Annotated in this window: 21 protein-coding genes and 1 other RNA gene; 4 read left to right on the top strand and 18 right to left on the bottom strand. The window is 60.1% G+C overall.

Annotated elements, in window-relative coordinates:
- The 11 genes from R0125_RS01105 to R0125_RS01155 all read right to left on the bottom strand — a co-directional run bounded on the left by R0125_RS01105 (nt 1) and on the right by R0125_RS01155 (nt 11,871).
- Complete coding sequence (locus R0125_RS01105) at nt 1-939, bottom strand: alpha/beta fold hydrolase (protein WP_317236838.1); 939 nt, start codon at nt 937-939, stop codon at nt 1-3.
- Between the two features lie 23 nt (nt 940-962).
- Nucleotides 963-2,249 (bottom strand): phosphoribosylamine--glycine ligase, encoded by a 1,287-nt coding sequence (gene purD, locus R0125_RS01110; RefSeq protein ID WP_317236839.1) that lies wholly within the window; start codon nt 2,247-2,249, stop codon nt 963-965.
- A gap of 12 nt (nt 2,250-2,261) precedes the next feature.
- On the bottom strand, nt 2,262-3,842 hold the full coding sequence (gene purH, locus R0125_RS01115) for a bifunctional phosphoribosylaminoimidazolecarboxamide formyltransferase/IMP cyclohydrolase (protein ID WP_317236840.1): 1,581 nt from the start codon (nt 3,840-3,842) through the stop codon (nt 2,262-2,264).
- 86 nt (nt 3,843-3,928) lie between these two features.
- Nucleotides 3,929-4,246: a DNA-binding transcriptional regulator Fis gene (fis, locus tag R0125_RS01120; protein WP_317236841.1), complete on the bottom strand. Its 318-nt coding sequence runs from the start codon at nt 4,244-4,246 to the stop codon at nt 3,929-3,931.
- Nucleotides 4,243-5,238, bottom strand: coding sequence for a tRNA dihydrouridine synthase DusB (gene dusB, locus R0125_RS01125; protein ID WP_248181716.1), 996 nt, complete (start codon nt 5,236-5,238; stop codon nt 4,243-4,245). The genes fis and dusB overlap by 4 nt, the downstream gene beginning before the upstream one ends.
- A gap of 219 nt (nt 5,239-5,457) precedes the next feature.
- Nucleotides 5,458-6,729, bottom strand: a complete 1,272-nt coding sequence (locus R0125_RS01130) for a DUF3426 domain-containing protein (protein ID WP_317236842.1) — start codon at nt 6,727-6,729, stop codon at nt 5,458-5,460.
- A gap of 62 nt (nt 6,730-6,791) precedes the next feature.
- Nucleotides 6,792-7,688 (bottom strand): 50S ribosomal protein L11 methyltransferase, encoded by an 897-nt coding sequence (gene prmA, locus R0125_RS01135; RefSeq protein ID WP_317236843.1) that lies wholly within the window; start codon nt 7,686-7,688, stop codon nt 6,792-6,794.
- A 7-nt stretch (nt 7,689-7,695) separates the two neighbouring features.
- The gene (accC, locus tag R0125_RS01140; protein WP_248181491.1) at nt 7,696-9,042 is read right to left on the bottom strand and encodes an acetyl-CoA carboxylase biotin carboxylase subunit; all 1,347 of its coding nucleotides are present in this window, start codon (nt 9,040-9,042) and stop codon (nt 7,696-7,698) included.
- 18 nt (nt 9,043-9,060) lie between these two features.
- Complete coding sequence (gene accB, locus R0125_RS01145; RefSeq protein ID WP_248181490.1) at nt 9,061-9,525, bottom strand: acetyl-CoA carboxylase biotin carboxyl carrier protein; 465 nt, start codon at nt 9,523-9,525, stop codon at nt 9,061-9,063.
- Nucleotides 9,526-9,553: 28 nt separating this feature from the next.
- On the bottom strand, nt 9,554-9,994 hold the full coding sequence (gene aroQ / locus R0125_RS01150; RefSeq protein ID WP_248181489.1) for a type II 3-dehydroquinate dehydratase: 441 nt from the start codon (nt 9,992-9,994) through the stop codon (nt 9,554-9,556).
- Nucleotides 9,995-10,257: 263 nt separating this feature from the next.
- Nucleotides 10,258-11,871: a diguanylate cyclase gene (locus R0125_RS01155; RefSeq protein ID WP_317236844.1), complete on the bottom strand. Its 1,614-nt coding sequence runs from the start codon at nt 11,869-11,871 to the stop codon at nt 10,258-10,260.
- Nucleotides 11,872-12,087: 216 nt separating this feature from the next.
- Here R0125_RS01155 and R0125_RS01160 point away from each other — a divergent pair, with 216 nt between their 5' ends.
- Both R0125_RS01160 and R0125_RS01165 read left to right on the top strand, forming a co-directional pair.
- The gene (locus R0125_RS01160) at nt 12,088-14,097 is read left to right on the top strand and encodes an EAL domain-containing protein (RefSeq protein ID WP_317236845.1); all 2,010 of its coding nucleotides are present in this window, start codon (nt 12,088-12,090) and stop codon (nt 14,095-14,097) included.
- Between the two features lie 3 nt (nt 14,098-14,100).
- Nucleotides 14,101-15,153 (top strand): DUF2333 family protein, encoded by a 1,053-nt coding sequence (locus tag R0125_RS01165; protein WP_317236846.1) that lies wholly within the window; start codon nt 14,101-14,103, stop codon nt 15,151-15,153.
- An 83-nt stretch (nt 15,154-15,236) separates the two neighbouring features.
- Here the strand turns inward: R0125_RS01165 and ppa are convergent, their stop codons facing one another.
- From ppa to rpiA, 3 genes are all read right to left on the bottom strand, one after another.
- Nucleotides 15,237-15,764, bottom strand: coding sequence for an inorganic diphosphatase (gene ppa, locus R0125_RS01170; RefSeq protein WP_248181483.1), 528 nt, complete (start codon nt 15,762-15,764; stop codon nt 15,237-15,239).
- 102 nt (nt 15,765-15,866) lie between these two features.
- Complete coding sequence (locus R0125_RS01175) at nt 15,867-17,006, bottom strand: acyl-CoA dehydrogenase family protein (protein ID WP_410797533.1); 1,140 nt, start codon at nt 17,004-17,006, stop codon at nt 15,867-15,869.
- A 134-nt stretch (nt 17,007-17,140) separates the two neighbouring features.
- Nucleotides 17,141-17,821 carry a ribose-5-phosphate isomerase RpiA gene (gene rpiA / locus R0125_RS01180; RefSeq protein ID WP_317236847.1) on the bottom strand — a complete coding sequence of 227 codons (681 nt, stop codon included), beginning with the start codon at nt 17,819-17,821 and terminating at the stop codon, nt 17,141-17,143.
- 164 nt (nt 17,822-17,985) lie between these two features.
- Here rpiA and ilvA point away from each other — a divergent pair, with 164 nt between their 5' ends.
- Together ilvA and R0125_RS01190 are read left to right on the top strand one after the other, a co-directional pair.
- On the top strand, nt 17,986-19,518 hold the full coding sequence (gene ilvA, locus R0125_RS01185) for a threonine ammonia-lyase, biosynthetic (RefSeq protein ID WP_248181479.1): 1,533 nt from the start codon (nt 17,986-17,988) through the stop codon (nt 19,516-19,518).
- 244 nt (nt 19,519-19,762) lie between these two features.
- A complete protein-coding gene (locus R0125_RS01190; RefSeq protein ID WP_248181477.1) occupies nt 19,763-19,939 on the top strand; it encodes a hypothetical protein in 177 nt (58 codons plus the stop codon).
- On the opposite strand, the gene R0125_RS01195 is transcribed toward R0125_RS01190, so the two are convergent.
- The 4 genes from R0125_RS01195 to R0125_RS01210 all read right to left on the bottom strand — a co-directional run bounded on the left by R0125_RS01195 (nt 19,936) and on the right by R0125_RS01210 (nt 21,323).
- Nucleotides 19,936-20,568, bottom strand: coding sequence for a 5-formyltetrahydrofolate cyclo-ligase (locus R0125_RS01195; RefSeq protein WP_248181474.1), 633 nt, complete (start codon nt 20,566-20,568; stop codon nt 19,936-19,938). The two genes, R0125_RS01190 and R0125_RS01195, sit on opposite strands and share 4 nt — an antisense overlap.
- A gap of 4 nt (nt 20,569-20,572) precedes the next feature.
- A non-coding RNA gene (gene ssrS, locus R0125_RS01200) (6S RNA) lies at nt 20,573-20,752 on the bottom strand.
- A 65-nt stretch (nt 20,753-20,817) separates the two neighbouring features.
- Nucleotides 20,818-21,117 carry a cell division protein ZapA gene (locus R0125_RS01205; RefSeq protein ID WP_248181472.1) on the bottom strand — a complete coding sequence of 100 codons (300 nt, stop codon included), beginning with the start codon at nt 21,115-21,117 and terminating at the stop codon, nt 20,818-20,820.
- Nucleotides 21,117-21,323, bottom strand: a complete 207-nt coding sequence (locus tag R0125_RS01210; RefSeq protein WP_317236848.1) for a TIGR02449 family protein — start codon at nt 21,321-21,323, stop codon at nt 21,117-21,119. The genes R0125_RS01205 and R0125_RS01210 overlap by 1 nt, the downstream gene beginning before the upstream one ends.
- Between the last annotated feature and the right edge of the window lie 101 nt (nt 21,324-21,424).

Raw genomic sequence — 21,424 nt, forward strand, 5'->3', positions numbered from 1 at the left:
TCAGCGCTTGCTGTCGCCAATGAAATCACGGAACAGCTGGGCCGATCTTTTCGGTGCCTCAACCATGGGGGCGTGGCCGATGTCGTCCAGAATGACTTTCGTTGAGCGCGGGATGGCTTCAACGAACAGGTCGGCGTTGCGATAGTTGATGACCCGGTCCTCCTTGCCCCACACCACCAGCACCGGCACCGGGACCTCCCGGATGGCGGTGCGGAAGTCGGATTCGAAACCGGTGTCGCGGATGGCGGCAAAGATCACCTGGTTGACTTCACGGTTGGCGATGGCCTTCTCCTCCATCACGCCGAGGATCGGCCAGGGCACGAACGGGCGTTTTTCCAGGGCAAAATCCAACAGCCTGTCAAAATCACCCGATTCCTTTGGAATCAGCGGGTTGTCTCCCTCGGTGACCAGCTCCACCAGCTCGCTCTCGTACTCGAATATCCCCGCGGGGTTGAACAGCACCGCTGAGCGAACCTGCTCGGGAAAGGTCGCGGAGTAGAGCGCTGTGATGGCGCCGCCCATAGAGTTACCCATCAGGTGGGCCTGATCAATATCGAGCGCGTCAAGGATGCGGGCAACGTGCTGTACCTGATCCTCGAAGCGGTAGCCCAGATCCAGTTCCTTGCTGCTGTCACCATGACCGGGCAGGTCGATGGCGTAGACGTTGAATTCGTCGGTCAGCTCACGGGCAAGACGGGTCCAGTTGTCCTTGTTGGCACCGAAACCGTGGATCAGCACGATAGTGTCACCGTCCACCGTCTCCTTGTTGCGAAGGTAGGCGATGTCCAGTTCGCCGACAGCGATCCGGTCTGGCTCCAGGCCGGCCGCGGAACGCTCCCAGTCGATGGCGGTATCGTAAATGGCCTGACGCGAGCAGCCCGAGAGGATTGCAGTGATCAGCAGAAACAGCACAACCGGCAGGCGGCTCGTGGATGTCATGACTCGTCAGCTCCGTTCACGTGTCAGGAATTTTCCCGCGCAATCGCCCGATAGGCGATGTCATTGCGATAAAACACACCGTCCCAGCAGATGCGGGCGGCGACGTCGTAGGCCCGTTGCTGGGCCTCGGTGACCGTGTGCCCCAGGGCCGTCGCGCACAGTACGCGGCCGCCATTGGTGACCACCTGGTCCCCGTTGAGGCGGGTGCCGGCGTGGAACACCTTCTCGCCTTCGGTTTCTGATTCCGGCAGGCCGGCAATCACATCACCCTTGTTATAGCTGCCCGGGTAACCCCCGGCCGCCAACACGATGCCCACGGACGCTCGCTCGTCCCAGTCCGAGGTGCACTGGTCCAGCTTGCCGTCGATGGCAGCGCCGCACAGCTCGACCAGGTCGGATTTCATCCGCAACATGATGGGCTGGGTTTCGGGATCCCCGAAGCGGCAGTTGAACTCAATCACCTTGGGGGCACCGTTGCCGTCGATCATCAGGCCAGCGTACAGGAAGCCTTTGTAGGGGTGGCCCTCGGCTGCCATGCCACGCACGGTAGGATAGATCACTTCGTCCATGATGCGCTGGTGCACGTCCGCAGTAACCACCGGCGCGGGTGAGTAAGCGCCCATACCGCCGGTGTTGGGCCCGGTATCGCCGTCACCAACCCGCTTGTGGTCCTGGGACGTGGCCATCGGCAGCACGTGTTCGCCGTCGACCATGACAATAAAGCTGGCTTCCTCGCCGTCGAGGAACTCCTCGATCACCACGCGGCTGCCGGCTTCACCGAAGGCATTACCGGCGAGCATGTCGCGAATGGCGTCTTCGGCTTCTGCCAGGGTCATGGCGACAATCACGCCTTTGCCGGCCGCCAGGCCGTCGGCCTTGACCACGATGGGCGCACCCTGCTCACGCACGTAGGCGAGGGCTTTGTCCACCTCGGTGAAATTGCCATACCCGGCGGTAGGGATGTTCTGGCGCGCCAGGAAGTCCTTGGTAAAGGCTTTGGAGCCTTCCAGTTGCGCTGCACCGGCGCTGGGGCCGAACACCCGCAGGCCGCGCTCTTCGAACAGGTCGCAAATGCCGGCCACCAGGGGGGCTTCGGGGCCCACGATGGTCAGGCCCACATTGTTGGCGGCGGCAAAATCCGCCAGACCATTCAAATCCATTGTGTCGATGTTGATGTTTTCCAGGCCGGGCTCTGTTGCGGTGCCGGCGTTGCCGGGCGCGACAAACACCCGGTCCGCATCCGGAGACTGGGCAGCCTTCCACGCCAGCGCGTGCTCACGACCACCTGAGCCAATGACGAGAATGTTCATGGTTGTCTCCTGTTAATGTCGGAAGTGGCGCATGCCGGTGAACACCATGGCAATGCCATGCTCGTTGGCGGCATCGATCACTTCCTGGTCGCGCATGGAACCGCCGGGCTGAATCACCGCGGTGATTCCGGCCTGGGCAGCGGCGTCGATGCCGTCGCGGAACGGGAAGAAGGCATCCGATGCCATCACCGAGCCTTTCACCTCCAGGCCTTCATCGGCGGCCTTGATGCCGGCGATTCTGGCGCTGTAGACGCGGCTCATCTGGCCGGCGCCAACCCCGATGGTGCGTCCGGCCTTGGCGTAGACGATGGCATTCGATTTCACATACTTGGCCACCTCCCAGGCGAACAGCAGATCATTCAGTTCGGCCTCGGACGGCTGGCGTTCGGTGACCACTTTCACGTCTTCCATCGCCACCATGCCCAGGTCGCGATCCTGGACCAGCAGGCCGCCGGTCACGCGCTTGTAATCCAGCGATTTCGCACGTTCGCCGTTGAACTCGCCGCAGGCCAGCAGGCGTACGTTCTTCTTGGCGGCCACCAGCTCCACCGCTTCCGGCGCTATCGTGGGCGCGATAATCACTTCCACGAACTGACGGTCGATGATGGCTTTTGCGGTCTCGGCGTCCAGCTCACGGTTGAAGGCAATGATGCCGCCGAACGCCGACGTGGGGTCGGTGGCGAAGGCCAGATCGTAGGCCTGGTGGATGTCTGCGCCGATGGCCACGCCGCAGGGATTGGCGTGCTTGACGATCACGCAGGCCGGATCGGCGAAGGGCTTGACGCACTCCAGAGCGGCATCGGTGTCAGCCACGTTGTTGTAGGACAGCTCTTTGCCCTGCAACTGCCTGGCGGTGGCGACGCAGGCTTCTTTCGGGTTGCGTTCAGCGTAGAAAGCGGCCCGTTGATGGGGATTTTCGCCGTATCGCATGTCCTGCACTTTCACAAACTGGGCATTGAAGGTGCGTGGGAAGTCGGCGTTGTCGTTGTCCGGCGTGCGGCCGCCCAGGTAATTGGCGATGGCGCCGTCGTAGCCGGCAGTGTGTTCGAACGCTTTGACCGCCAGATCGAAGCGGGTGTGGTAGCTCAGTTCGCCATCGTTGGTGTCGAGCTCCTTGAGAATGCGGCGGTAATCCGCCGCGTTGACCACGATGGTTACGTCGTTGTGGTTCTTGGCGGCGGCACGCACCATGGTCGGGCCCCCGATGTCGATGTTCTCGATGGCGGTCGCCAGATCACAGTCCGGGTTGGCGACGGTGTCTTCGAAGGGGTAGAGGTTGACCACCACCATGTCGATGGGGTTGATCCCGTGCTGGCCCATGATGGCGTCGTCGGTACCGCGACGGCCGAGTATGCCGCCGTGGATTTTCGGGTGCAGGGTTTTGACCCGGCCATCCATCATTTCCGGGAAGCCGGTGTAATCACTGACTTCCGTCACCGGAACGTTGTTTTCCTTGAGCAGACGGAAGGTGCCGCCGGTTGAGAGCAGCTCGACACCGCGCTCGGTCAGGGCACGGCCGAAGTCGACAATGCCGGTTTTATCGGACACGCTGATCAGCGCGCGACGGACGGGAGTATTAGCCTGATTTGCCATGGGTCACATAATTTCTGCTGGAGATGAACGAATAAGGGCCTCGCGAATGGTGTCCGGGAGGCCCTCGTTTATTCGGGGTGTCTGAATTATAGCAGACCGTACTGCTTGAGCTTCTTGCGAAGCGTACCGCGATTCAGTCCAAGCATGGTGGACGCCTTGGTCTGATTGTTGCGAGTGTACTTCATCACCTGTTCAAGCAGGGGGGCTTCTACCTCGGAGAGTACCAGCTGATACACCTCGGTCACCGGCGCGTCATCAAGCTGCGCAAAGTAGTTCTTCAGGGCCACTTCCACGCTGTCGCGCAGGGTGACGCTGTTGCCGCTGCTGTTCACCGTTTGCAACTGATGGGTGTCATCGTTGGCCGATGTGTTGATGTTCTCATTTGCCAAAGTCTCAGCGGTCATGCTGCGAATACCTCTCCATTTCGTAAGCCTGCAAAGTACTGTTGAATGCTGTCTCTCTGCGCCATCGCCTCGTTCAGGGCGTTGAAGCATTTGCGAAACTGTTTGCTCTCATCGTGAGATTGCAGATACCACCCCACGTGTTTTCTGGCGATACGCACGCCCATGATTTCGCCATAAAAGGCGTGCAGGGCGTCAAGATGCCCGATCAGAATACGCTCCACCTCGTTCAGCGGCGGGGCACACAGCCGCTTGCCGGTCTCGAGGTAGTGCAGGATCTCCCGGAAGATCCAGGGCCGGCCCTGGGCAGCTCGGCCGATCAGCAGGCCATCCGCTCCGGTGTACTCGAGCACCCGCTTCGCTTTTTCCGGTGAGGTGATATCACCGTTAGCAAACACCGGGATACCGACCCGGGATTTCACTTCCGCAATGGTGTCGTATTCCGCGTCGCCCTTGTAGGCGTCGGCCCGAGTACGGCCATGGATGGCCAGCGCCTGGATGCCGGCATCTTCGGCCATACGGGCAATCAGCGGGGCGTTGCGATGCTCGCGATCCCACCCGGTGCGCATTTTCAGGGTTACCGGAATGTCGACCGCGGCGACCACGGCCTCGAGGATGTCGCGAACCAGCCCCTCATCTTTCATCAACGCCGAACCCGCGGCCTTATTGCATACCTTCTTGGCCGGGCAACCCATGTTGATATCGATGATCTGGGCGCCGAATTCGGCGTTCAACCGCGCTGCCTCGGCCAGCATGTCCGGATCTCCGCCGGCAATCTGTACCGATCTGGGTTCCGGCTCGCCGGTGTGGTTCATGCGGAACCGGGATTTACGGGTGTGCCAGAGCTTGCTGTCTGCGATAACCATTTCTGACACCGCCAGACCCGCGCCCATGTCCCGGCACAGCAGCCGGAAGGGTCGGTCTGTCACGCCCGCCATGGGTGCGACAATCAGCGGGTTGGGCAGGGTATAGGGCCCGATCTTCGCCGTCGGCAGCATGGTTTCAGTCCGTGTTACAGCAGAATCAGCAAGGGCCGGAGCGGAAAGGTTGCTCAATAAGTAACCGATCCAGATCCGAAAGGCGCTAATGATACCGTCGGGGGGCCGACGATTGAAGGGGCAAAGCAGTGAAAAAATTGATTATTTTTCGTTCTTTCTGGTTGACTTTTAGTCTGTTCGATGGCGGCCCGCCATGATCCATGACTAAAAAATCGCTTACTGGCTGTGGGCCCGGAACGCGATGTTGTAGTTGACCGCATCACGGCCGGGGTCGCGAATGCCGATGGCGATCCTGACCGGCGTTTCGGTGGGCATGGCGGCCAGATCGCGGCCGTCTCCGGCGATGTACTCGTCCGGCATGAACACGCTTTGGGCTACCACATCGCCATTGAGGTTCGAGAAGGTCAGCGCAATGGCCGGGAAAGGCTGCTCGAAGGCGGCGCGGTTGATGATAACCGCCTCCACCAGCAACTGGCTGCGGTTCTCGGGATCAGTGCGCACGACCAGTTTACGGCTTTGGATGGCATCCACATCGATCAGCGGCTTGAGTTCGCAGCCGGCCAGCTCACAGCCCTGCTCATAAAACGGGCGCAGCTCCGGAATAGCCGAGAGTCGGTCAAACTGGAACCAGGTCACCTGGGCCAACAGCAAGCCTGTGAGCGCCAGTACCACCAGCGTCCAGAGAATACGGCGCACGGTGCCGCCGGAACCGCCACCCACTGACACCGGTTCCCGCCGCAGATCGTGGTAAGGGAAGCGGGCGCTCAGAGGTTCATCCGGCTCGGGCTCAGGCGGTGCTGCAGGAGCCTCGGTGAAAGCCGGGGCTGTTGTGGGCTCGGCTGTTGGCTCCAGGGACAGGGGTGGCTCCTGCCGGGTGTCGGCGCTTGTCTCGTCAGACTGGGTCGCAGGCGTCGTCGGTTGTGGTCTGGCGGCCGGTGTTACGGAGGGTGCAATAGCGGGCCTGGGTTCCGGCGCCGCCTCGGATTGCTCCGTGGCAGGCGCAGCCGGTTCACTGCCCTGGGGCGTTGCAGGGTGGCTGTTATCCCTGTCGGAGTCGTCATCCGACAACATGGCCTCGGCCCAGCTCTCATCGAGCTCCTTGGTTGGGCGGCCGTCATCTTCTTGGCCGCCGGCCGGTGATTTCTCGTCAAATGAGCGAAAGCTGTCACTGAGCTCTTCGTCGGAAAAGGTCAGGTTGGTGCCGGCGTATTTGCCTTCGGCGGCGTCTTCTTCCGGATTGTCAGCGAACACAAAATCGTCATCGGCTGAAAATCCGCTGGCGGCTTCTCCCGCCTCGACGAATCTGGTGGATTCCGGTGCTGCCGGCTTTGCCTGACCGGGTGAAGCCATCTGATGATCGATGGCGTTAAACACCTCCATGCAGTTCCCGCAGCGCACCTTGCCTTTGGCAATGCTGAGTTGCTCATCCGTTACCCGGAAACGGGTATCGCATTTGGGACATCGTGTCTGCAGGCTGCTCTGGGTCATGCTTCGTTCCTGTAAGCGACTTCGCTACGAGTCACGGAGTTTAGTCGGTCACCGAGGTTTCGTCACCTGTCGTTGCGCCGTCCTGTGAGGCGTATCCACTCTTCTTTCTGCTCGGGCTCGTCCATCACGAACCAAAGCTCGTAGGCCGCCATCACGTCCCGGGCCTGGTTGGACAGAATGCCTGAAAGCACCAGGTCGCCACCGGGTTTGACTCTCGCTGCCAGGTGCGGCGCCAGACCGATGAGCGGCTGGGCCAGGATATTGGCGAGCATGATGTCTGCGCGGGTGTCCGGTTCGTTGTCCGGCAGGTACAGGTCCAGGCGGGCGGGGTCAACGCCGTTGCGCTGGGCGTTGTCGCGGCTGGCCTCCAGTGCCTGTGGGTCGGTGTCCACACCGATCACGTGATCGGCACCCAGCAGCAAAGCCGCCAGGCCGAGAATACCCGAGCCACAGCCGTAATCGATCACCTGTTTGCCCTGCACCGGTTGCCCGTCCAGCCACTGCAGACACAGCGCGGTCGTGGGGTGGGTGCCGGTGCCGAACGCCAGGCCCGGATCCAGCATCAGATTGGCGGCCTCGGGGTCCGGTGCGTCGTGCCAGCTGGGCACGATCCACAGCCGCTCCCCAAATTGCAGGGGTTTGAAGTCGTCCATCCAGGCCCGTTCCCAATCCTTGTCCTCAACCAGGGTAACCTCAATGCCTTGCAGGGATTGCTGGGTCTGCTGATGCCAGGCGTCGGTGATCGCAGAGCAGAGCTGGTCGATGTCGCGCTCGGAGTCGAACAGGCCGGTCACGCTGGTGTGGTGCCACAAGGGCGTGGTGCCGGGATCCGGCTCGTAGAGCGGTTGGTCTGCGGCGTCCTCCATGGAGACGGCCTCTGCGCCCATCTCCATGAGCAGATCCTCCAGCTGGTCCGCGTTGTCCGGATCAGCCGGGATCTGTAGTTGTATCCAGGGCATGGTTGTTTCAATCCCGTATCAGTTTTTCCAGGTAATGGATGGTGAAGTCTACCTGTTTGAAGCCACCATCGCGCACCAGTTTTCGATGCAGGGATTGATTGGTCTTGATGCCTTCAACGAGCAGCTCGTCGAGAGCGTTCTTCATGCGGCGCCGGGCGATTTCGCGATCATCGCCCCAGGTGATCAGCTTGGCCACCAGGGAATCGTAGTAGGGCGGAACCGTGTAACCACTGTACAGGTGCGAATCCACGCGGATGCCGTTACCGCCGGGGGCATGGAAGTGCTTGACCTTGCCGGGGCTGGGTACGAACGTTTTCGGATCTTCCGCGTTGATGCGACACTCCAGGGCGTGGCCGGAAATGCGGATGTCGTCCTGGGTGTACTGCAGCGGCAGGCCGCTGGCGATCCGCAGCTGCTCCCGCACGATGTCGACACCGGTGACCATCTCGGACACCGGGTGCTCAACCTGAACCCGGGTGTTCATTTCGATGAAATAGAACTCGCCGTCCTGATACAGGAACTCGAAGGTGCCGGCGCCTACGTAGCCGATTTCCTTGCAGGCATCGGTACAGGCTTTCAGGGTGCGGGCGCGGGATTCGGGGTTGATGTTCGGCGCAGGCGCTTCCTCGATGACCTTCTGGTTGCGGCGCTGCATGGAGCAGTCGCGGTCACCCAGATGAATGCAGTTGCCGTGCATGTCGGCCAGCACCTGAACTTCCACGTGACGCGGTTTTTCCAGGAACTTCTCCAGGTACACCGTGGGGTCGCCAAAGGCGTTGCGCGCCTCACTCTGGGTAATCTGTACGCCCTTGAGCAATGAGGCTTCCGAATGAATCACCTGCATACCCCGGCCACCGCCGCCGGACGCGGCCTTGATCATGACCGGATAGCCGATTTCCCGCGCGATGCGCAGTGTGCGCTCGTCGTCGTCGGTCAGCGGGCCATCGGAGCCGGGTACAGTGGGAACGCCGGCCTTGATCATGGCGTTGATGGCAGACACCTTGTTGCCCATCAGGCGAATGGTTTCGGCTCGCGGGCCGATAAAGCGGAAACCGCTCTTCTCGACCTGTTCCGCGAAGTCGGCATTTTCCGCCAGGAAACCGTAACCGGGATGGATGGCCACCGAGTCGGTGACTTCCGCTGCGCTGATGATGGTGGGGATGTTCAGGTAGCTCTCGGTCGGGCTGTTCGGACCGATGCAGACGGATTCATCCGCCAGGCGCACGTGCATCAGATCACGATCTACCTGGGAGTGGACGGCCACCGTTTTAATGCCGAGCTCTTTACAGGCTCGCAGTATGCGGAGTGCAATTTCGCCCCGGTTTGCGATCAGAACTTTTTCTAACATAGCCATGATGTGCGATCACCGAGTTCAGGAAATGACGACCAGGGGCTGGTCAAACTCTACCGGCTGGCCATTTTCAACCAGGATTTCGGTGACGGTGCCGCTCTTGTCCGCCTCGATCTGGTTCATCATCTTCATGGCTTCAACGATGCAGACAACGTCGCCCACATTGACCTTCTGGCCGACTTCCACAAACGCTTTCGCCGTGGGTGACGGTGAACGGTAGAAGGTGCCGACCATGGGTGAGTTGAGCGTGTGTCCGGTGGGCGCCGGCGGTGCTGCGCTCTCGCCCGGGTCGGTGCCGGGGTTGTCAGCGGCCGGTGCTGCCGGTTGGGGTGCCGGCGCCGGGTAATGGGCCATGTACTGGGTGCCGGCGACCTGTTCCCGACGGCGGGAGATACGAACGGAGTCATCACCTTCGTGAATCTCCAGTTCCTCGACGTCGGATTCCTCGAGCAGTTCGATCAGTTTCTTGATTTTGCGAATATCCATAGTAGGTCCGGTCCCGTGTTGATCTGGTCTATCGGTGAATTCGTTGCAGGGCAGCCGTCAGGGCCAGGTCATAGCCCTGACTGCCCAACCCGCAGATAACGCCGTCGGCGATATCGGAAAAATAGGAGTGATGGCGGAAGGCCTCCCGCGCATGCACGTTGGAAAGATGCACTTCAATAAACGGTATGCCTGAAGCCAGCATGGCATCGCGCAGCGCCACGCTGGTGTGCGTGAAGGCCGCGGGGTTCATGATGATGTAGTCGACGCCTTCGGTTCGTGCTTCATGGATGCGTTCAATCAATTCGTATTCGGCGTTTGATTGCAGGTGCAGCAGGTGGTGGCCCTGTTCGGCAGCCTTGCTGTGCAGCCGTTTGTCGATGTCCGTCAGGGTCTCGTAACCGTACACCTCGGGCTCACGGGTGCCGAGCATGTTCAGGTTGGGGCCGTGGAGGACCAGAATTGTCGACATGATTGCTTCTCTGCCTTACCGTTTTTTTACAGGATCGCCGAAATTACCGACATTTTCCAACAATGGTGCGTGCTAATTGGCCTGAGATCAACACTTTTTGACAATGCGGGCGGTCGTCAATTGGTCTAAAAAAAGCACGATCCGGGCCGGTCGCGGGGGCGCCGTTCACTGAGGGACATTGTCGTTAAGCCGGGAAGCGAGTTCTATAAGACGTTGGTTTCATAAGCCCGGCCGCAGGCGGGCCGGGCAGGTGGGCAGCTCTGTCAGTCGCTGGCGGCGGTTACGCAGTTGCGGCCGTGCTCCTTGGAGCGGTAAAGCGCCCGGTCGGCGCGTTCGCACAGGGACTGGGAATTATCGCCGTTCCAGGCGGCCACGCCGCAGCTGAAGGTAACGTTGAACTCCCGGTCGCCGGCGGGCTGCAGGAGTTCTGAAAACCGCTCACGGATTTCGTTGAGTACGTTGCGGGCATCACTTTCCCGGGTATCGGGCAGGATGATGGCGAACTCCTCTCCGCCGTAACGACCGATGTGATCGGTCTTGCGCAGCCGCTGCTTCAGGAACATCGACAGGCTGCGCAGCACCCGGTCTCCGATGGGGTGCCCGAAAGTGTCGTTAACCTTCTTGAAGTAATCAATGTCGATCATCGCGAAGCAAAGCGGGTGTTCTTTCTGTCGGGCGCGAACAATTTCCTGATCCAGCAGGTACAGGGTGTGAGTGTGATTGAACAGTCCGGTCAGGCTGTCGCGTATCATCAGCGCCAACAGCGATCGAGCGCGCCGGCCCCGGTTGTGGATGGTGGCGATCAGGTGCTTGGGGTCGATCGGTTTGGTGAGGAAGTCGTCGCCGCCCAGGCTCATGGCGTGCAGTTGCTTGCTGACATCCTCTTCCGCAGACAGGTAGATGATCGGTACGCTGTGGAAACGGTCCTGCTGGCGAATCACCCGGGCGATCTCCATGCCGGTGCAGCCGGGCATGTACATGTCGAGAATGATGATTTCCGGAGAGAACTCCTCCAGGGCATGAATGATCTGCATCGGATCGGTAATGATGTGGGCGTTCATGCCGGCTTTTTTCAGCACCGTTTCCATGAACTTCGCCTGGGCGCGGGAATCATCCAGCACCAGCACTTTGTAAGGTTCAATCGTATTGCCGTGGGTGTAGCTCTCGATCTTCTCGATCAGCTGCCCCGGATCCACCGCCGGATAGAAAAATTCCTCACCCCCGCAGCGGGACGCCCGCAGACGGGTTTCGATGGTGCCGTCTTCATCGCTCATGAAGATGATTGGTATGGGGGTGTCGTGCCGCTCCTGCAGGCGTTCAATGGCACCGATGCCGGTGTTGGTGTCGCCTCCAAAATTGACGTCCATCAGAATGGTTTCCGGCTTGTGCAGGGCACAGGCTTCGATCAGTTGCTCCGCGGTGCTGAACGCGGACGCGCGAAACCCGAAAAACTCCAGTTGCCGGATCAGTCGCGCCGCCATCTCGGCGTTGGCTAGGGCGATATAGACCGGGGTGCGGCGGAATTGCTGGGGCGCCTCGGGGGTGTCCTGGTCGGTGCGCCGCAAGGTGCTGCGGGAGAGCAGCTCAATGGTGTCCCGCAGTTGCCGCTCGAGGCCATCGGGCAGGTTCTCACCGGGCGCCCATTGATGCAGCAGATCGAGGGTTTTCTTGCCGGCATCGGCGTGACTGGCCATGTCGAAGCGCTGGGCGTAGCGAACCAGTTTGTCAGTGGCGGTGGCAAAATCATCACGAAAAGCGGCCGACTGCTGAGGGGTCTCATGAATCTTCTGCCAGGTGTCGAGCACAACCCGTGCCTGGGTGGTGACGCGACGGGCAAAGTGCTGTCTGAGCTTCTCTTTCTGGCTTTCGTCGTTCATCGTGCTCCGGCCTGCTTTTTTTCTTCGTTATGGTCCGCCCGTCTCCGCTACAGGCAGATTTTTCAACCTTAGTCCTTTTGCAGAGTCTATAGTGTTTAGTGTTGTCGGCGTAGGTGACGCTATGTAAATGTTTGTCAACTCTGCGGAGCAGATCACACCGGCACCCGCAAGCGAGCCAAATTTCCAGGGGCCAGAGGGGCCCGGAGGCCGTCAGTGATGGCACGGATGCAGACTCACACATTGCCGTTTCGCCAGAAGGGAGTGATCTCGCTTCGATCCCTGCTGTTGTTGTACACCGGCAGCCTGGTGCTCTTGCTGTTGCTGGCCAGTCTTGCCTTCAGTTTTGACCGTTTCCGGGACTATGTATCGGACCAGCTCGCCGGCCATGCGCGTGATGGCGCAACCGCTGTGGGGCTGTCACTCTCCAATGCCATCGATGGTCGCGATCCCGTGGCTTCGGCATCACTCATCGATTCGGTGTTCGACAGCGGTCGCTATCTGTCGGTGGTCTACCTGAATCATCAGGGGCAGCGGGTGGCGGGACGCGAAACGGTGGTCACTGCGGGCGGTGTGCCCACCTGGTTTGTGTCATTGGCGGATCTGTCCCTGCCGGTGGGCCGGGCCGAGGTGGTGCGCGGCTGGTCACGGCTTGGCAGTGTGGAAGTGATCAGCCATCCTGGGCGCGCGTACCAAGACCTCTGGCAGGTCGCGGTGGGTATGATCGTGGGGACGTTATTCATTGGCGGCCTGGGGCTGGGTATGTTGTTCTGGATCGTGCGCCGCACTCTGCAGCCTCTGAAAGCCATGGAAAAACAGGCCGAAGCCCTCGGCCGGCGGGATTTCCGCAAGCGCATAGACGTCCAGTCCACCCGCGACCTGAATCAGGTCACCCGGGCGATGAACCAGATGGCGGATGACCTGGGTGCGCTGTTCGAAGGGCAGGCGAAGCTGATCCAGCATCTGCGGCGGGTCAGCAATGAGGATCCGGTGACCGGGCTGGCCAGTCGCAGTGCCTTCGATCAGCGCCTGAAAGTGGAGGTGGAGTCGGAAGAGCGCGCCGCACCGGGTGTGCTGTTTCTGATCCAGCTGGAAGGGTTCTCGGTTTACAACCAGACATACGGCCGCAGCGAGGCGGACCGCCTGCTGCTGCGGATCGCCGGTGCCATGACCGTGTTCGTGCGCGCCCACACGGACGCCTTCGCCGGCCGCCGGACCGGAGCTGAATTTGCCCTGTTCCTGCCTGGCGTTACCCAGGCGGACGGCATCGTCTGGTGTCAGCAGCTGGTGGATGAGCTGGACGGCATCTATTCCGATCTTGCCGCGCCGGTGGAGGTCATGGTCCATGGCGGTGTGGCCCAGGCACTGGGAGATCGCAACGCCCGGGAGCTTATGGCAGCGGCCGATGAAGCCCTGCGGCAGGCTCAGGCCAGCTCCAATACCGGATGTCATGCCGCAGACCCGGGCCGGGATGGCCATCACAACCGCGAGACGTGGCGAGCCATCATCGCCGAAGCCATCCGCGACGACCGGGTTTCACTGTGGCTGCAACCGATGGTGCTTAACGGAGGTGGAGAGCTGGTCTATCAACAAGTGTTTTCCCGCATCACCACAGACGAGGGCGAGCTCAAGGCCAGTGTATTTGTGCCCATGGCTGAGCGCTTCGGGTTGATCGAGGACATTGACCGACGGGTTTCCCGTGAAGCAATCGAGTTGCTGCGCCGCAGGCCGGGAGGGCACCTGGCGCTGACGCTGAGTGCCTCATCGGTGGCCAGTGAGGCATTCCGGAGCGATCTGCTTCAGCGACTGGAAGCCGCGGCCGATGTGCGTGAGCGCTTGTGGATCGGGATCTCCGAGCAGACCGTGCACCACCATCGCACCGCTGTCGGGCTGCTGGTGCGGGCGCTGAATCGGCTTCGGGTCGCGGTATTGGTAGATCGTTTCGGGGTTGGCGGCGTTCCCTTCAGTTACCTGAGAAATCTGAGGTTCCAGGGGCTTCGTATCGATAATAGCTTCATTCATAGCATTGATACCCATCAGGAAAACCGGTTTTATCTGGAATCCGTGGTGGCCATCGCGCACAGTCGTGGCGTGAAGGTGTTCGCCACCGGCGTGGAAACCGCCGCGGAGCACGACGTGTTGCGTAAGTTGGGTGTTGACGGTGCAATGGGCTACCATCTGGGACGGCCATTCAAGGCTGACAACGAAAACGGACAGGGGGATCAATAACCGATGCCGGGCAGAATCAAGCAATATTTTAGGGATCGCAAAGACGATGTGCAGGATTACGCCGATGGCAGCGGTGTGGTCGGTAAATTCATTCTGATCGTTCTTGGCATCTATCTGCTGGTCGCGGTGATATTGGGAATGATCTGGAGCAGTGAGCCGGATACATTCTCGGTGCGTGAGCATACCCGCAGTGTATCCACCAGTATGGACCGTGAGCCGGTTGCCGGCTTTGCCACGACGGCAACGATGATCCGTATTGCTGAAACCCTCCTGGACAAGCCGGGCGGCTACATCACCAACGATATCTTTCCGCCCGGGCTGTGGCTGGATAACATGCCGAACTGGGAATACGGTGTACTGGTGCAGTTACGGGACCTGTCTCGCGCCATGCGAAAGGATATCAGCCGCTCCCAGAGTCAGTCGGCGGAAGATCCTGATCTGATTGTGGCGGAACCGCAGTTTCATTTTGACAGCGATAGCTGGGCCATCCCGTCCACCGAAGCCGAGTACCGTAACGGCATCAACGCGTTGCACCGTTACCTGGACCGGCTGTCACGCCGCGACCAGCCTTCTGCCCAGTTTTTCGCCCGTGCTGACAACCTGAATAACTGGCTGGCGGACCTGGAAACCCGACTCGGCAGCCTGTCGCGCACCCTCGGTGAGAGTGTCGGTAAGGCCTCGGTGTCGGATGCGGTGTCCATGATTAACCCAGACGACCCGCTGGCGGAAGAGCGGTCCGGGGAAGAAGTAAAAACGTCCTGGACCAAGATCGACGACGCGTTCTATGAAGCGCGGGGCAGTTCCTGGGCGCTGTTGCACATCTTCAGGGCTATTGAGGTGGATTTTCGCAAGGTGCTGACGGACAAGAATGCCATGGCCAGCGTCAAACAGATCATAATCGAGCTGGAAGGCGCCCAAGGCGAAATGTGGAGCCCGGTGATTCTTAACGGCAGTGGTTTCGGGGTGCTGGCCAACCACTCCCTGACCATGGCCGCTTATCTGTCGCGGGCGAATGCCGCCATCAGTGACATGCGGGACCTGCTCTCGCGGGGTTGAACGCGAGCCGGGCAACGGCTTTCCCGAGACACAAAAAAACCGGGCTGGTATGGCCCGGTTTTTTTGTACCAGAAGCGCGGGGATCAGCCTTTGTAGGCGTTTACCGCGTCCTGGATGGCCTGCTTGGCTTCGGCCGCGTTACCCCAGCCCTGAACCTTGACCCATTTGCCGGGTTCCAGGGTCTTGTAGTTCTCGAAGAAGTGACGGATCTGGTCGCGCAGCAGTTCGGGCAGATCATCGACTTCCTGGATGTTGTGGTAGGACTGGGTCAGCTTGTCATGGGGAACAGCAACCAGTTTGGCATCGCCGCCGGCCTCATCTTCCATGTTCAGAACACCCACGGGGCGGCAGCGAATCACGGAGCCGGCCTGGATCGGGTATGGAGTCACCACCAGTACGTCGATGGGGTCGCCGTCATCGGCCAGGGTATGGGGGATGAAGCCGTAGTTGGCCGGGTAGAACATCGGGGTTGCCATGAAACGGTCAACCAGCAGCGCGCCCATGTCTTTGTCCAGTTCGTACTTGACCGGTGAGCTGTTGGCCGGGATTTCGATGGCCACGTAAATGTCTTCCGGCGGATTCTTGCCTGAGGGGATGTTATCGAAGTGCATGAGCGATCCTTCCTGAGAGTGCGTTTAACTGCGGTTAAAAAGTGGGCGCAATTATACGGAAGTCTGGTGCAGTTCGAAACTAAACCTTGGTCGGCCTCGCAATTACAGTTTGAGCTGCTTGGCAATCAGCTCTTTCATGATCTCGGTGGTGCCGCCGCCAATGGACAGGATCTTGGCGTCACGGTAGAGCCGCTCAACCACCGATTCCCGCATGTAGCCCATGCCGCCATGAATCTGAACCGCTTCCCGGGTGACCTGCTCACACACGTCAACAGCGAAGTTCTTGGCCATCGCCACTTGCTTGACGGGGTTCTTGCCCGCCTGCATCAGGGCGGCGCAGCGGTAGGTGTATTCCCGCGCCACGTCGACCTGGGTCGCCATGTCCACCAGCTTGTGGCGGGTGACCTGAAAGCCGGCAATATTGCGGCCGAAGGCTTTGCGTTCGTTGGCATAGGCGAGGGAGGCTTCGAGCGCGATCTCGGCGGTCATGTAGGCCATGATGGCCAGCATCAGTCGCTCTGCCAGAAAGTTGCTCATGATGGCGATGAAGCCGGCATTTTCTGCACCGATCAGGCGGTCGGCGGGCACGCGGCAGTCCTCAAAGAACAGCTCGGCGGTATCGCTGGCCCACCAGCCCATCTTGCGCAGCTTCTTGCCGGTGGCAAATCCAGGCATGTCGCGGTCGATCAATAACAGGCTGATGCCGCTGTGACCTTCTCCTCCGGTGCGCACGGCGACGGTGTAGTGGTCGGCGCGGATGCCACTGGTGATGAAGGTCTTGCTGCCATTGACGATGTAGTGATCCCCGTCCCGCACCGCCCGGGTTCTCAGGTTCGCCACGTCCGAGCCGCCGCCGGGTTCGGTGATGGCCAGGGCGGCTATTTTCTCGCCCCGCAGCACGGGTGGAACGATCGCGTTGCGCACTTCCGGTTTCGCCCACTTGGCAACGGGTGGCAGGCCGATATCGAGGGAGCCCAGGCCGGCGACCAGGCCACCGGAGGTGGAGCGCATCAGTTCTTCGGAGACGGCTACCTTGAGGAAGATGTCGCCTTCGCCTGTGCCCCCCAGCGCCTCCGGAAAGCCGATGCCGAGCAGGCCGGCATCGCCAGCTTTGCGGTAGAGGTCACGGGGAAACTCGCCAGCCTCCTCCCAGTCGTCGATAAAGGGCAGCACGTGTGTGGCCACAAATTTGCGGGCACTCAGGCGGGCTTGGTCGTGGATGTCGTTGAAATAGTCGGACACGGCGGTTCTCCCTGGATCAAAAGGCATGGCCAGCAGTGTCGCGTAAATTCTGGCACCAAGCAAGCGCTTGGTTTGAGCTGTTTGCCAAACCACCCCTGCTGGCCTGATCTGCCAGTCAGCGCCTGTGCGCCGGCTTAACGGCCCTTGCGGGGAATGCTTTTCACACCGTCGGCAGTACCCAGCAGGAGCAGGTCCGCCGGGCGCCGCGCGAACAAGCCGTTGGTGACCACGCCGACGATCTGGTTGAGCTTTTCCTCAACCTGAATCGGGCGCGATATGTCCATGTTGTGAATGTCCAGAATGATGTTGCCATTGTCGGTGGTGAAACCGTCGCGGTAAACCGGATCGCCGCCCAGGCGAACGATCTCGCGGCCCACGTGGCTGCGGGCCATGGGGATGACTTCTACCGGCAGCGGGAAGTCACCCAGGGTGCCCACCAGCTTTGACTCGTCGGCGATGCAAATAAAGGTTTTGGCCACGGCGGCCACGATTTTCTCGCGGGTCAGTGCGCCGCCTCCACCCTTGATCAGTTCCAGGTGTTCGTTGGTTTCGTCAGCGCCGTCCACGTAGAACTCGATTTCGCCCACGCTGTTCAGGTCATACACCGGAATACCATGGCTTTTCAGGCGCTCCGCGGTGGCGTCGGAGCTGGCTACGGCGCCGTCAAACTCGTTACGGATGCCCCCGAGCAGGTCGATGAAAAAGTTCGCGGTGCTGCCGGTGCCCACACCAACGATGCTGTTGCGTTCAAGGTGAGGTGCAATGTAATCCAGCGCAGCCTTGGCAACGGCGTTTTTCAGTTCGTCCTGGGTCATGGGGAGCTCCGGTTGGGGAAATGGTCAGGTTTGTCACCATTATAGCCTCTCCGGCACAGCTGCTTATAGACGAAGCACCGCTTAAGTTTCTACACTGTGCGTTTTTCCAGCGCACTTCCCGGTTTTAACCCGACTCACATTCAATCCAATTTCCGGACGGACCCATGCCGCAACGCTATATCAAGAAAATTCTCGATGCCCGGGTTTACGACGTGGCCATCGAAACACCGCTGACCGAGGCTCGCAGCCTCTCCAAACGCTTCAATAATCAGATTTTTCTCAAGCGTGAGGACCTTCAGCCGGTATTTTCTTTCAAGATCCGCGGCGCCTACAACCGGATTGTGCAGCTCTCGGAAGAGCAGAAAGCGAAAGGCGTGATCTGTGCGTCCGCGGGCAACCACGCCCAGGGCGTGGCATTGGCGGCGAAGAATCTGGGTATCAAGGCAGTGATTGTGATGCCGCAAACCACGCCGGATATCAAGGTGCGCTCGGTGCGGGATCACGGTGCCAAGGTTGTGCTCAAGGGCGATGCCTTCGATGAGGCCGCGGCACACGCCCAGGAGCTGATTCAGAAACACGGCTACACCTACATTCCGCCCTACGACGACCCGGACGTGATTGCCGGTCAGGGCACCGTTGCTATGGAACTGATGTGGCAGTTCACCAAGCCGCTGCATGCGGTGTTTATCTGTGTGGGCGGCGGCGGTCTGATCGCCGGCATGGCTGCCTACATCAAGTATCTGCGCCCGGAAATCAAGGTCATCGGTGTGGAGCCGGATGATTCCAACTGTCTGCAAGCCGCCATGAAAGCCGGTGAGCGTGTGGTGCTGGACGAGGTGGGTATTTTTGCCGATGGCGTGGCGGTCAGGCAGATCGGTGAGCATCCGTGGGAAATCTGCAAGGATTATGTGGACGAAGTGATCACGGTCTCCACTGACGAGATCTGCGCCGCCATCAAGGACATCTTCGAGGACACCCGTTCCATCGCCGAACCGGCGGGCGCGCTCGGCGTTGCCGGAGTGAAAAAGTACATCGAGCGGGAGCAGATTGAGGGTGAGAATCTCGCGGTCACCCTGAGCGGCGCCAACATGAACTTCGACCGCTTGCGCTACATTTCCGAGCGCACCGAAATCGGTGAGAAGCGGGAGGCGATTCTGGCCGTGACCATCCCGGAAAAGCCGGGCGCGTTCAAAACGTTCATCAACGCCCTGCACAAGCGCAGCATCACCGAATTCAATTACCGCTACGCGGACAGCAAGAACGCCACCATTTTCGTGGGCATCCAGATCCAGGCGGGCGGTCTGGGCCGCGACGAGCTGGTTCAGGATCTGCGTGAATCCGGTTATTCAGTGGTGGACCTCACTGACAGCGAATTTGCCAAGCAACACGTCCGTCACATGGTGGGCGGCCACGCGCCATCCATTTCCAATGAGAAAGTGTTCCAGTTCGAATTCCCGGAGCGCCCGGGCGCGTTGCTCAAGTTCCTGATGTCTCTGGGCACCCGCTGGAACATCTCCATGTTCCACTACCGCAACCATGGCGCGGCCTACAGCCGAGTGTTGCTGGGCGCCCAGGTGGACGATGAGGACCTGACGGATTTCGAGGCGATGCTCGACAAGGTAGGCTTCCGTTACGAGAACATGACGGATAACGAGGCGTATCAGCTGTTTCTGGGTGCCGGCAACGGTCAGGCCTGATATTGCGGAGTAAGAGTGTGCGGGGCAGGCCCCGTGCGCCCCGGACGGGCGATATCATTCGCCGCAAGGTTTGGGGCTGTCCGGTTTGCCGAAGGCCAACTGGCAGATTGCCTTACAAAATTTTAATCTGTGTGGAATTGTATATATCAGGATGCGTGTTAATCTTTCGTCAAATTGTTAAAAAACTACAATAGTCCGCTGATTTATCGAGTCTTTACCCTGCTGGGATTTGGAGAAGCGCACCATGGAACACAAGCCTGACAGCATTCGGGCCATTTTGCTGGTTTTCGCGATTGGTTTGGCGATCACCGCATTTACGTCATTGCAGGCTTCTGAAGACAAGCGCAGCACGACGTCCGCAGCAGGCGTGCTGGTCAGCAGCGCGGACACAGCCCCCGTTGTGCGGCCGGAAAATCGCTAGCGGACTCGGTAGCAGCAACGGTCAGTGACCACGCTGTGCAGTGGAACATCCCAGGGCTCAACGGGCAGCGCAGACACCTTCTGAAAATCATGGGCAAGGCCGATCAGCTTGGGCGCCAGCCTCGGCCGAACCCGGGTAAAAGCAAACGTCCGGTCGTAGAAACCTCCCCCCATTCCCAGCCTTCCTCCTGATTCGTCGAACCCCACCAGCGGAAACAGCACGGCATCCAACGCCCAGGGCGGTCGTCTCAGGCCGTGGCGAAATGCAGGTTCGGGGATGCCAAAGCGGTTACTGAACAGTGCCATGCCATCGTGGTAGGGACTGAACACCAGACGGCCCGGATGAATCGGGTGAAGCACTGGCAGATAGAACTGAACGCCCTTGCGTCGGGCCACCGTCAGGTAGGTGTGCGGGTCGATTTCGCCATCGTTGGGCAGGTACACGGCAATATGTCTCGCGCGATGCAGATCCGGGTTGCCCAGCAGATTCAGAGCAAGATTTTCGGCGGCACGTTGTTGCTGTTCCGCAGTCAGCGACCGGCGTTGCTGCCTGAGTTGCCTGCGAAGGCGGGTGCGGGAAGGTTTGTCGGGGTCTGAATCGAAGGGATCGGGGGCGATAAACTGGCTCAAAATAAAGCTTCCCGGGCTGCCGTTATCGGATGTGGCCCTTGAACCCAAAGTTCAAGGTCGGTGGCCGCTGTGACATATTAGGCTTTCCCCCGCGGGGGACGTGCTCACAATGCCCTAGAGTAGCCACCTGGGTAATGCGCATCGGCTCGAGGACGTACCCGACCAGCGAACAGCCCAGGAAGTTGTTGTCATTATAAGGGTACGGGCGGGGCCCATTGCAACACCTGAATCCTGTCGGAATGTAACGAATTATTGGCCGGAGCTTTCTCCGAGGGCGTCATCAAGCTTGTCGTCCATAGCCTCGAGGATAGCGCTGGCGGCGCCTGACATGGTGTCCTGCTCGAGCAGATCATGGGTGATGTTCAGGGCGGCCATCACGGCAATGCGTTCGGTTCCGAAGACTTTGCCGCTGGCGCGGATCTCCCGCATTTTGCTGTCCAAGTGCCGGGCGGACTGCAGCAAGGCGTCCCGCGCTTCGTCCGGACAGGCGACCAGGTATTCCTTATCGAGGATTTTCACCTCAACGGTGGTGGGCTGCTGTTTGGCCATCAGTGGTGCTCCAGGGCCCGCAGGCGACCTATCATGGCTTCGATCTTGTTTTTCGCCAGATCGTTCTTGTGCATCAGTTGGGCTCGTTCCCGGTTCCAGTCATCCTGCAGCTCTCTGAGCGCGGCGTTATCGCATTCCAGTTTGCGACAGCGCTCGATGAGCTTGTCCAGTTTGTCCGCCAATGCCTGTAGTTCGGACTGTTCCATGATTAGGTCAACGCCTGTTGTGATTGGTGCTAACAACTATAAGTGTGGACTGCAAGTCGGTCAATTTACAGGGATGTCATGGCCCCGGATGCGTGACCGAT

The sequence above is a fragment of the Marinobacter sp. M-5 genome (assembly GCF_032911545.1).
GTDB lineage: Bacteria > Pseudomonadota > Gammaproteobacteria > Pseudomonadales > Oleiphilaceae > Marinobacter > Marinobacter goseongensis.

Coding starts and splice junctions, on each gene's coding strand:
- R0125_RS01205 (WP_248181472.1), bottom strand. CDS start 21,117: ATGGCCAAACAGCAGCCCACCACCGTTGAGGTGAAAATCCTCGATAAG.
- R0125_RS01165 (WP_317236846.1), top strand. CDS start 14,101: ATGCCGGGCAGAATCAAGCAATATTTTAGGGATCGCAAAGACGATGTG.
- fis (WP_317236841.1), bottom strand. CDS start 4,246: ATGACCGCTGAGACTTTGGCAAATGAGAACATCAACACATCGGCCAAC.
- purD (WP_317236839.1), bottom strand. CDS start 2,249: ATGAACATTCTCGTCATTGGCTCAGGTGGTCGTGAGCACGCGCTGGCG.
- ppa (WP_248181483.1), bottom strand. CDS start 15,764: ATGCACTTCGATAACATCCCCTCAGGCAAGAATCCGCCGGAAGACATT.
- aroQ (WP_248181489.1), bottom strand. CDS start 9,994: ATGTCGACAATTCTGGTCCTCCACGGCCCCAACCTGAACATGCTCGGC.
- purH (WP_317236840.1), bottom strand. CDS start 3,842: ATGGCAAATCAGGCTAATACTCCCGTCCGTCGCGCGCTGATCAGCGTG.
- accC (WP_248181491.1), bottom strand. CDS start 9,042: ATGGCTATGTTAGAAAAAGTTCTGATCGCAAACCGGGGCGAAATTGCA.
- R0125_RS01190 (WP_248181477.1), top strand. CDS start 19,763: ATGGAACACAAGCCTGACAGCATTCGGGCCATTTTGCTGGTTTTCGCG.
- R0125_RS01105 (WP_317236838.1), bottom strand. CDS start 939: ATGACATCCACGAGCCGCCTGCCGGTTGTGCTGTTTCTGCTGATCACT.
- ilvA (WP_248181479.1), top strand. CDS start 17,986: ATGCCGCAACGCTATATCAAGAAAATTCTCGATGCCCGGGTTTACGAC.
- prmA (WP_317236843.1), bottom strand. CDS start 7,688: ATGCCCTGGATACAACTACAGATCCCGGCTGATCCGGACAACGCGGAC.
- R0125_RS01160 (WP_317236845.1), top strand. CDS start 12,088: ATGGCACGGATGCAGACTCACACATTGCCGTTTCGCCAGAAGGGAGTG.
- R0125_RS01210 (WP_317236848.1), bottom strand. CDS start 21,323: ATGGAACAGTCCGAACTACAGGCATTGGCGGACAAACTGGACAAGCTC.
- R0125_RS01130 (WP_317236842.1), bottom strand. CDS start 6,729: ATGACCCAGAGCAGCCTGCAGACACGATGTCCCAAATGCGATACCCGT.
- rpiA (WP_317236847.1), bottom strand. CDS start 17,821: ATGACCCAGGACGAACTGAAAAACGCCGTTGCCAAGGCTGCGCTGGAT.
- accB (WP_248181490.1), bottom strand. CDS start 9,525: ATGGATATTCGCAAAATCAAGAAACTGATCGAACTGCTCGAGGAATCC.
- R0125_RS01155 (WP_317236844.1), bottom strand. CDS start 11,871: ATGAACGACGAAAGCCAGAAAGAGAAGCTCAGACAGCACTTTGCCCGT.